The sequence below is a fragment of the Comamonas sp. GCA5 genome, from assembly GCF_036541385.1.
GTDB classification, from domain to species: Bacteria; Pseudomonadota; Gammaproteobacteria; order Burkholderiales; family Burkholderiaceae_C; genus Comamonas; species Comamonas aquatica.
In genome coordinates, this window is the sequence record NZ_JAZHFR010000041.1 from 22,672 (window position 1) to 29,872 (window position 7,201).

Below are 7,201 nucleotides of genomic sequence, written 5' to 3' on the forward strand. Positions count from 1 at the left end.
CGCACTGCGGGGCTGTTGCATTTCAGGAGCAGCCCGCGCGCGCTGCGCCTGCACTTTGCATGCTTTTCAATCTGAAGTGAACGCTGTTCGCGCGCCAAGCGCTCACTTTTTCACATCAACCTGCTGCGCCACCCACTCGGCATAGGCGGGTGCCGCCTGCTCGGTGCGCACCAGCCATTGCGGCACGTCATACGGATGGGCGGCGTGCAGCCACTGCGCCAGCGCATCCACCGCCTGCGGCAAGGTCTTGAACACCAGCCGCCATTCCGCGCCCGCCTCCTGCTGGCCCTGCCAGACGTAGTGGCTGGTGATGGCCTCCACCTGCACGCAGGCCGCCAGCCGCGCCTGCACCGCCGCCTGGGCCAGGCGCTGCGCGGCCTCGGCCGAGTCCACAGTGGTGGTGGCCACGGCCACCGGCTGGAGGGGGTTGGAGCAGTCCATGCCGCGATTGTGCCCCGGGCCCGGCTCAGGCCGGCGCCGCGCCGGCCAGGTGGCCACCACCACGCTCAGCAGGGCGATGCCCAAGGCCAGCAGCTGCAGACTGCTGATCTGCTCGCCCAGCACCAGCATGCCCACCACGGCCGCGCTGACCGGCAGCAGCACCGTGAAGATGCCCGCCTGCGCCGCTGGCACGGCGCGCAGCCCGGTCATCCACAGCCACACCGTCCACATGCAGGCGGCCAGGGCATAGAACAGCAGCAGCGCCCACATGGGCGCGGGCACGGCGCCAAAGCTGAAGTGCCAGGCCGCATACACCCGGCCGGGTGGACAGCACAAAGCCCCACAGGTTGATGATGGCGCTGATGCGCTTGGGGCTGAGCACCGCCGTCAACCGCTTGCCGATGACGGCATACGCCGCCTCGCACAGCACGGCCGCCAGCAGCAGGGCCTGGCCCAGCCAGCCACGGTCGGACGCCGACGTGGCCTGCGCCGGCTGGGCCGTGGCGTACAGGGCGATGCCCAGCACCGCCAGCGCCACCGCCACCCAGGTGCGCGGTGCGATGCGTTCGCGCAACAGCAGCCAGCTGAGCACGGCCACCGCCACCGGAATCGCCGACATGGTGACGCCGGCCGTCACCGCGCTGGTCAGGCTGACGCCGGTGACCATGCACAGCGTGAACAGGAAATTGCCGAAGAAGGACTCCAGAAACAGCAGCCAGCGCGTCTGCGCGGACAGCGGGGCTTCACCCGGCGCGGGGCGCAGCCAGCCCAGCATGGCCACGGCGCCGATGCCAAAGCGCAGCCAGGCCAGCAGCAGCACGGGAAACAGGGCGACCAGCGGCTTGGACAGGGCCACATAGCTGCCCACCAGCGCCATGCTGAGCGCCAGACACAGATAGGCCAGGGAGCGGGAAGGAGAACCGGACATCGGACAGCGGCGAAAGCTTGCAAAAAGCTGCCACTCTACCGCTGCGCGTGCCACAAGCCCGCATTCGCACGCGGCAAAAGCGGGGTGTTCAGCAATAATTGCGGCCGGAGGTGCTGGTAGTGACTATTTCTCTTGCAACGGGTCTGGACTTTGAAGACATGTTCGACCTCGCTCCCGTTTCCTTGTGGATGGAGGACTACAGCGACCTCAAGCAGCTGTTTGACGCCTGGCGTGCGGCCGGGGTGACCGATCTGCTCGCCTTCCTGCGCGAAGATCCGCAGCGCATCCACCGCTGCAGTCAGTCGTACAAGGTGCTGCGCGTCAACCAGTACACCCTGGAGCTGTTCAAGGCCCCCGACCAGGAAACCCTGCAAAGCCGCCTGCACGAAGTGTTCCGGGGCGACATGCTCGAGAGCATCGTGCCCGAGCTGCTGGCCCTGTGGGAAGGGCGCAAGGGCTTCGAGACGCGCTCCGTGAACTACGCCCTGGACGGACGGCGCCTGGACGTGCAGGTGCGCGCCCGCGTGCTGCCCGGCTTCGAGGACAGCTGGAGCCGGGTGCTGGTCTCGCTGGAGGATGTCACCACCGAGGTGCAGAGCACCGAGCAGTTGCTGCGCAGCGAGCACTACGCCCGCGACCTGTTCGAGCACTCGCCAGTGTCGCTGTGGGTCGAGGACTTCAGCCAGGTCAAGCGCCTGATGGACGAGGTGCGCGCGCGCGGCATCCGCGACTTCCGCACCTTTTTGAAGGTGCACCCCGAATTCGTCACGCGCTGCATGCAGGAAATCCGCGTCATCGACGTCAACCAGCAGACGCTGGAAATGTTCGGTGCGCGCCACAAGCCGGAGCTGCTGAACAACCTGGCGCAGATCTTCCGCGGCGAGATGTACGACTCCTTCGCCGAGCAGCTGCAGGACCTGTGGGACGGCAAGCTGGTGCAGCAGCGCGAGGTGGTGAACTACGCCCTATCCGGCGAGATGCTGCACATCCACCTGGAATTCGCCATCATGACCAGCAACGCCCAGCACTGGGACCTGGTGCTGCTGTCGCTGGTGGACATCACGGCGCGCAAGAAGGCCGAGGCCTATCTGGAATACCTGGGCAAGCACGACGTGCTGACCCAGTTGCGCAACCGCGCCTTCTACATGGAAGAGCTGAACCGCCTGGCACGCAAGGGCCCCTGGCCGTTGTCCGTGATCGCCATCGACACGAACGGCCTCAAGGCGGTCAACGACGAACACGGCCACGCCGCAGGCGACGCCATGCTGCGGCGCATCGGCGAAGTGCTGACCAAGGCCGTGGATGCCCCGGCCTGCGCCGCCCGCATCGGCGGCGATGAGTTCATGGTGCTGCTGCCCTCCACCGACGAGCGCGGCGCCGTGGCGATGCAGGAACGCATCCTGTCGCTGCTGGAGCTGAACAACCAGTTCTACCCGGGCCAGCCCATCCACATCGCCATGGGCCATGCCTGCGGCCAGGAGAACGCGTCCCTCGAGACCGTGGTGCACCGCGCCGACCAGGCCATGTACGTCGAAAAGGCGCGCTTCTACCAGGAGCGCGAGCAGGACCGGCGCCTGCACGCGGGCGAGCTGCTCGGCTGAGCGCCCGCCCCACCGCCGTCAGTGCAGCAGGATGCGCATGACGTCGGTGCGGGTGATCAAGCCCACCAGCTGCCCCTGGCGCAGCACCGCCACAAACGGCACGGTGTGCACGGCCAGTGCCTCCAGCAGGTGGGACACGGGGGTGTGGTCCTCGACGCTCAGCGGGGCATCCTGCATCAGGTCCGCGGCGCGGGCCGGGGTGCGCGCCGGCGGCTTCTTGCCCCACAAGCGCCAGGTGCGGCGCTGGCGGCGGTCGCTGGCGTCGCTCTGCTGTTGCTGCCACAGCCAATCGAACAAGGCGCTGCGCGCCACCACGCCCAGCAGGCGGCCGGCGTCATCGACCACCGGCAGGCTCTTGATGGGGTGCTGCTGGAACTGCGTGGCCAGCCGCCCCAGATCGTCGCCCGGCCGGCAGGTCCACAGGGCGGAGGTCATCACCTGCCCGCAGGTTACGCTGCCAAAGCGCCGGGCAATCGCCTGCTCCTCGGCAGCCCGCACCAGCTGCCCCAGCTCCTGGGGGGTCAGGTTGTAGTCCTGGTCGAAGCGCGCCAGCAGGGCCTGCAGGTCGGCATCGGACAGGTCGTCGGCCGGCAGGTGCTGGGCCTTGGCCGCCGCAGCCGGCGCGGCCACCTGCAGCGGATAGTGCTTGCCCCAGGCACGGTGGTAGGCCATGGCCAGCAGCACCAGGACCAGGGTCAGCAAGGCAATCGGCATGAAGGCATAGCTCCAGCCATGGTGCACCCCGTGCTGGGCCTCCAGCACCAGCAGCAGGGCCACGGCCCCCCCGGGCGGGTGCAGGGAGCGCGTGAGCTGCATGCCGGCAATTGCACCGCCCACGGCCACCGCCGGCGCCCAGCCCGCGGGCACCCAGGCCACCACCAGCAGGGCCCACAGGGCCGCCACGGTATTGCCCACCACGCAGGACCAGGGCTGGGACAGTGGCCCGGTGTGCACCGCGAACACCAGCACCGCCGTGGCCCCCAGGGGCGCAAACAGCCCCCAGCCGCCCTGCCAGCCACCCCACTGCGCCAGCTGCACCAAGGCAGCGGCCACCCCCAAACCCAGCGCGGCCCCCAGGCCCACACGCAGCACATCCAGGCCTGCGGCAGGGGCCACGGCCGGTTTCCATCCATTTCCGAATTGCATGGTGTTCCAGACGAAAAACCCCGCCGAAGGGCGGGGAGCAGACCCGTGGCACCACGGGCACTTTCACGGTGGGCATCTGCACCATGCACCAGGACAGTGCACCAACACCCACGTCGCCAGCATGCCACAGGCCGCCGGCAACACCCTCACCAGGGTTTCAGGCCGCCAGGGACTGGGCCGGGCCGAAGAATTCGCAACGCGCCTGCGCGTCCGGCACGCCGGCGCGGTGCAGCACCTGCTTGGCCAGGCGCATGAAGCCGACCGGCCCCAGGTAGTAGGCCTGGACGTCGCGCTCGGCCGGCAGCCAGCGGGTCAGCAGCTCGGCATCGGGCAGGCCCTGGGCCACGTCCACGCCGTCGGCCGGGGCTGCGCCAGCAGCCTGTTCGTAGCCAAAGCGCAGCTGCAGTTGGGGGTGCTGCGCCGCCAGGGCCAGCAGGTCGCCACGGAAGGCCTGCAGCTCGGGGCTGCGCGCACAGTGGATGAAGGTGACGGCACGGCCCATCTTCAGGCCCTGCTGCAGCATGGCCATCAGCGGGGTGATGCCCACGCCGGCGGCCATCAGCACCAGGGGCTTGGCGCTGTCGTCCAGCGTGAAGTGGCCGGCGGGCGGGAAGACGTCCAGGACATCGCCCGCTTGCACCTGGTGGTGCAGGTGGTTGGAGACCACGCCCTGCGCCTCGCGCTTGACGCTGATGCGCAGGCTGCGGCCATCGGCCACCTGCGACAGCGAATAGTTGCGGCGCTGCTCCTTGCCGTCCACCACCACGCGCAGGCCAATGAACTGGCCGGGCTGGTAGGCCAGCACGGCGCCACCGTCTTCGGGCTGCAGGGTGAAGCTGGTGATCTCGGGCGTTTCCGCCTGCTTGGCCGCCACCACGAAGCGGCGCACGCCCTTCCAGCCGCCGGGTGCCTGGGCGTTGGCCTCGTAGGTGGCTTGTTCTGCGCCGATCAGGATGTCGGCCAGCTGGCCATAGGCAGCGGCCCAGGCCTCGATCACTTCGTCCGTGGCGATCTCGGCCCCCAGCACCTCGCGGATGGCGCGCAGCAGGAAGCCGCCGACGATGGGGTAATGCTCGGGCTGCACCTGCAGCGAGACGTGCTTGTGGATGATCTGCGCGGGCAGATCGCCCAGGCCCGACAGGTCGTCAATGTGCTTGGCGTACATCAGCACGCTGCGGGCCAGCGCGCGCGGCTGGGCACCGGTCTGCTGGTGCACGCTGTTGAACAGCGGCTGCACCTCGTCGCTCTCGGACAGCATCAACTGGTAGAAATGGGTGGTCAGCGCCTCGCCCCCGGTTTCCAGCAGGGGCACGGTGGATTTGACAATGGCGCGTTGGCGGTCGGTCAGCATGTGAAACATCTCTCCAGGGCCGATCTGGCTGGCAGGCCCACCATGGGCACCACGTCGATCGGACACACGGGACTGGCTCTGCAAGCCATGTGCCAGTCGCTGTGGCCTGCAGTATCAAGCACTTACCTCTAGCCATGTCTTTTTGACGCGCGTCAATTGCAGTCGATTTGACCGATTACGATGTCGCTATGACTGCATCTGCCACGCTGCTGAATGCCCTGCTGCCCCTGGTGGCCGAGCTGTCCAGCCAGCTCCCTGAATCCGAACGCTACCGCCGCCTGCTGGCCGCGCTGCGCACAGTCCTGCCCGGCGATGCCGCCGCCCTGCTGCGCTGCGAGCGCAGCGAAGATGGCGACGACTGGCTGCGCCCGCTGGCCATCGATGGGCTGAGCCCCGACACCCTGGGCCGGCGCTTTCGCGTGGCTGAGCACCCGCGCTTTGCCGCCCTGCTGGCGGCCGGCCAGGCGCTGCGCTTTACCACCGACACCCCGCTGCCCGACCCCTACGACGGCCTGGTGGCCCACCACACCGGTGCTCCGCTGCCGGTGCACGACTGCATGGGCTGCGTGCTACAGGTGGACGGCCAGGCCTGGGGCCTGCTGACCCTGGATGCGCTGGAGCCCGGGCGCTTTGCCGGTGCCGCGCCGCTGGAGGCGCTGCAGGCCTTCAGCAACCTGGCCGCAGCCACCGTGGCCACGGCCGCACGCCTGCGCCAGCTGGAGCAGAGCGTGCACAACGAACGCCAGCGCGCCGAGCACTTTCGCCGCCACACCCCCGTGACCACGCCGCGCCTGCTGGGCCACAGCGCCGCCATGCGCGCCCTGCAGCGCGACATTGCCACCGTGGCGGCCAGCGACCTGGCGGTGCTGGTCACAGGCGAGACCGGGGTCGGCAAGGAGCTGGTGGCCCAGGCGCTGCACGCCCAGTCCGACCGTGCCGACCAGGCCTTTGTCAGCATCAACTGCGCCGCCCTGCCCGACACCCTGGTGGAAAGCGAGCTGTTCGGCCATGTGCGCGGCGCCTTCACCGGCGCCGTGGGCGACCGCCAGGGCAAGTTCGAGCAGGCCCACCAGGGCACGCTGTTCCTCGATGAAGTGGGCGAGCTGCCCTTGGTCACCCAGGCCAAGCTGCTGCGCGTGCTGCAAAGCGGCCAGATCCAGCGCCTGGGGCTGGACCGCGAACGCACGGTGGACGTGCGCATCATCGCGGCCACCAACCAGGACCTGGCCGCCGCCGTGCGCGCCGGTCGCATGCGTGCCGACTTCTACCACCGCCTCAGCGTCTACCCGCTGCAGGTGCCGCCGCTGCGCGCACGCGAAGGCGATGTGCTGGTGCTGGCCGGCTACTTTCTGGAGCGCACGCGCTCGCAGTTCGGGCTGGACGGCCTGCGGCTGGAAGCCGATGCCCAGGCCGCCCTGCTGGCCCACCGCTGGCCCGGCAATGTGCGCGAGCTGGAGCATGCCGTGCGCCGCGCCGTGCTGCACGCCCTGCGCCGGCCACGCACCCCGGGGCAGTTGCTGGGGATTCTCGCCAGGGATTTCGTGCTGACTCCCAGTTCGATAGCTGACAGCGCAGACGCAGAGCGCGCTGCAGGCCTTTTTGACCCACAAACTCCGGCACCGCCAGCGGCCGGCCTGCGCGAGGCCGTCGCCCAGTACGAGCGCCAGCTGGTGCAGCAGGCCCTGCAGGCCCACGGCCACCGCTGGGCGCCCGCTGCGCCGTGCGCTGCAGGAG

General features: G+C 69.3%; 5 protein-coding genes and 1 pseudogene. 2 read left to right on the forward strand and 4 right to left on the reverse strand.

Annotation, left to right across the window (positions count from 1 at the left end):
• Positions 1-102: 102 nt before the first annotated feature.
• Positions 103-441 carry a divalent-cation tolerance protein CutA gene (gene cutA, locus SJH88_RS11265; protein WP_274754530.1) on the reverse strand — a complete coding sequence of 113 codons (339 nt, stop codon included), beginning with the start codon at positions 439-441 and terminating at the stop codon, positions 103-105.
• 33 nt (positions 442-474) lie between these two features.
• Positions 475-1,369 (reverse strand): annotated as a pseudogene (locus SJH88_RS11270) (DMT family transporter); the annotation flags it as partial.
• A gap of 158 nt (positions 1,370-1,527) precedes the next feature.
• On the opposite strand from SJH88_RS11270, the gene SJH88_RS11275 reads away from it, so the two are divergent.
• The gene (locus tag SJH88_RS11275) at positions 1,528-2,970 is read left to right on the forward strand and encodes a sensor domain-containing diguanylate cyclase (RefSeq protein WP_420921737.1); all 1,443 of its coding nucleotides are present in this window, start codon (positions 1,528-1,530) and stop codon (positions 2,968-2,970) included.
• 18 nt (positions 2,971-2,988) lie between these two features.
• Here SJH88_RS11275 and SJH88_RS11280 read toward each other — a convergent pair whose 3' ends face one another.
• Positions 2,989-4,116, reverse strand: a complete 1,128-nt coding sequence (locus tag SJH88_RS11280; protein ID WP_274754527.1) for an HPP family protein — start codon at positions 4,114-4,116, stop codon at positions 2,989-2,991.
• A gap of 157 nt (positions 4,117-4,273) precedes the next feature.
• Complete coding sequence (hmpA, locus tag SJH88_RS11285; RefSeq protein ID WP_274754528.1) at positions 4,274-5,467, reverse strand: NO-inducible flavohemoprotein; 1,194 nt, start codon at positions 5,465-5,467, stop codon at positions 4,274-4,276.
• Positions 5,468-5,655: 188 nt separating this feature from the next.
• Between hmpA and norR the strand changes: the two genes are divergently transcribed.
• Positions 5,656-7,201, forward strand: a 1,546-nt coding sequence (norR, locus tag SJH88_RS11290; RefSeq protein WP_274754529.1) for a nitric oxide reductase transcriptional regulator NorR, incomplete at its 3' end; no start/stop codon positions are given.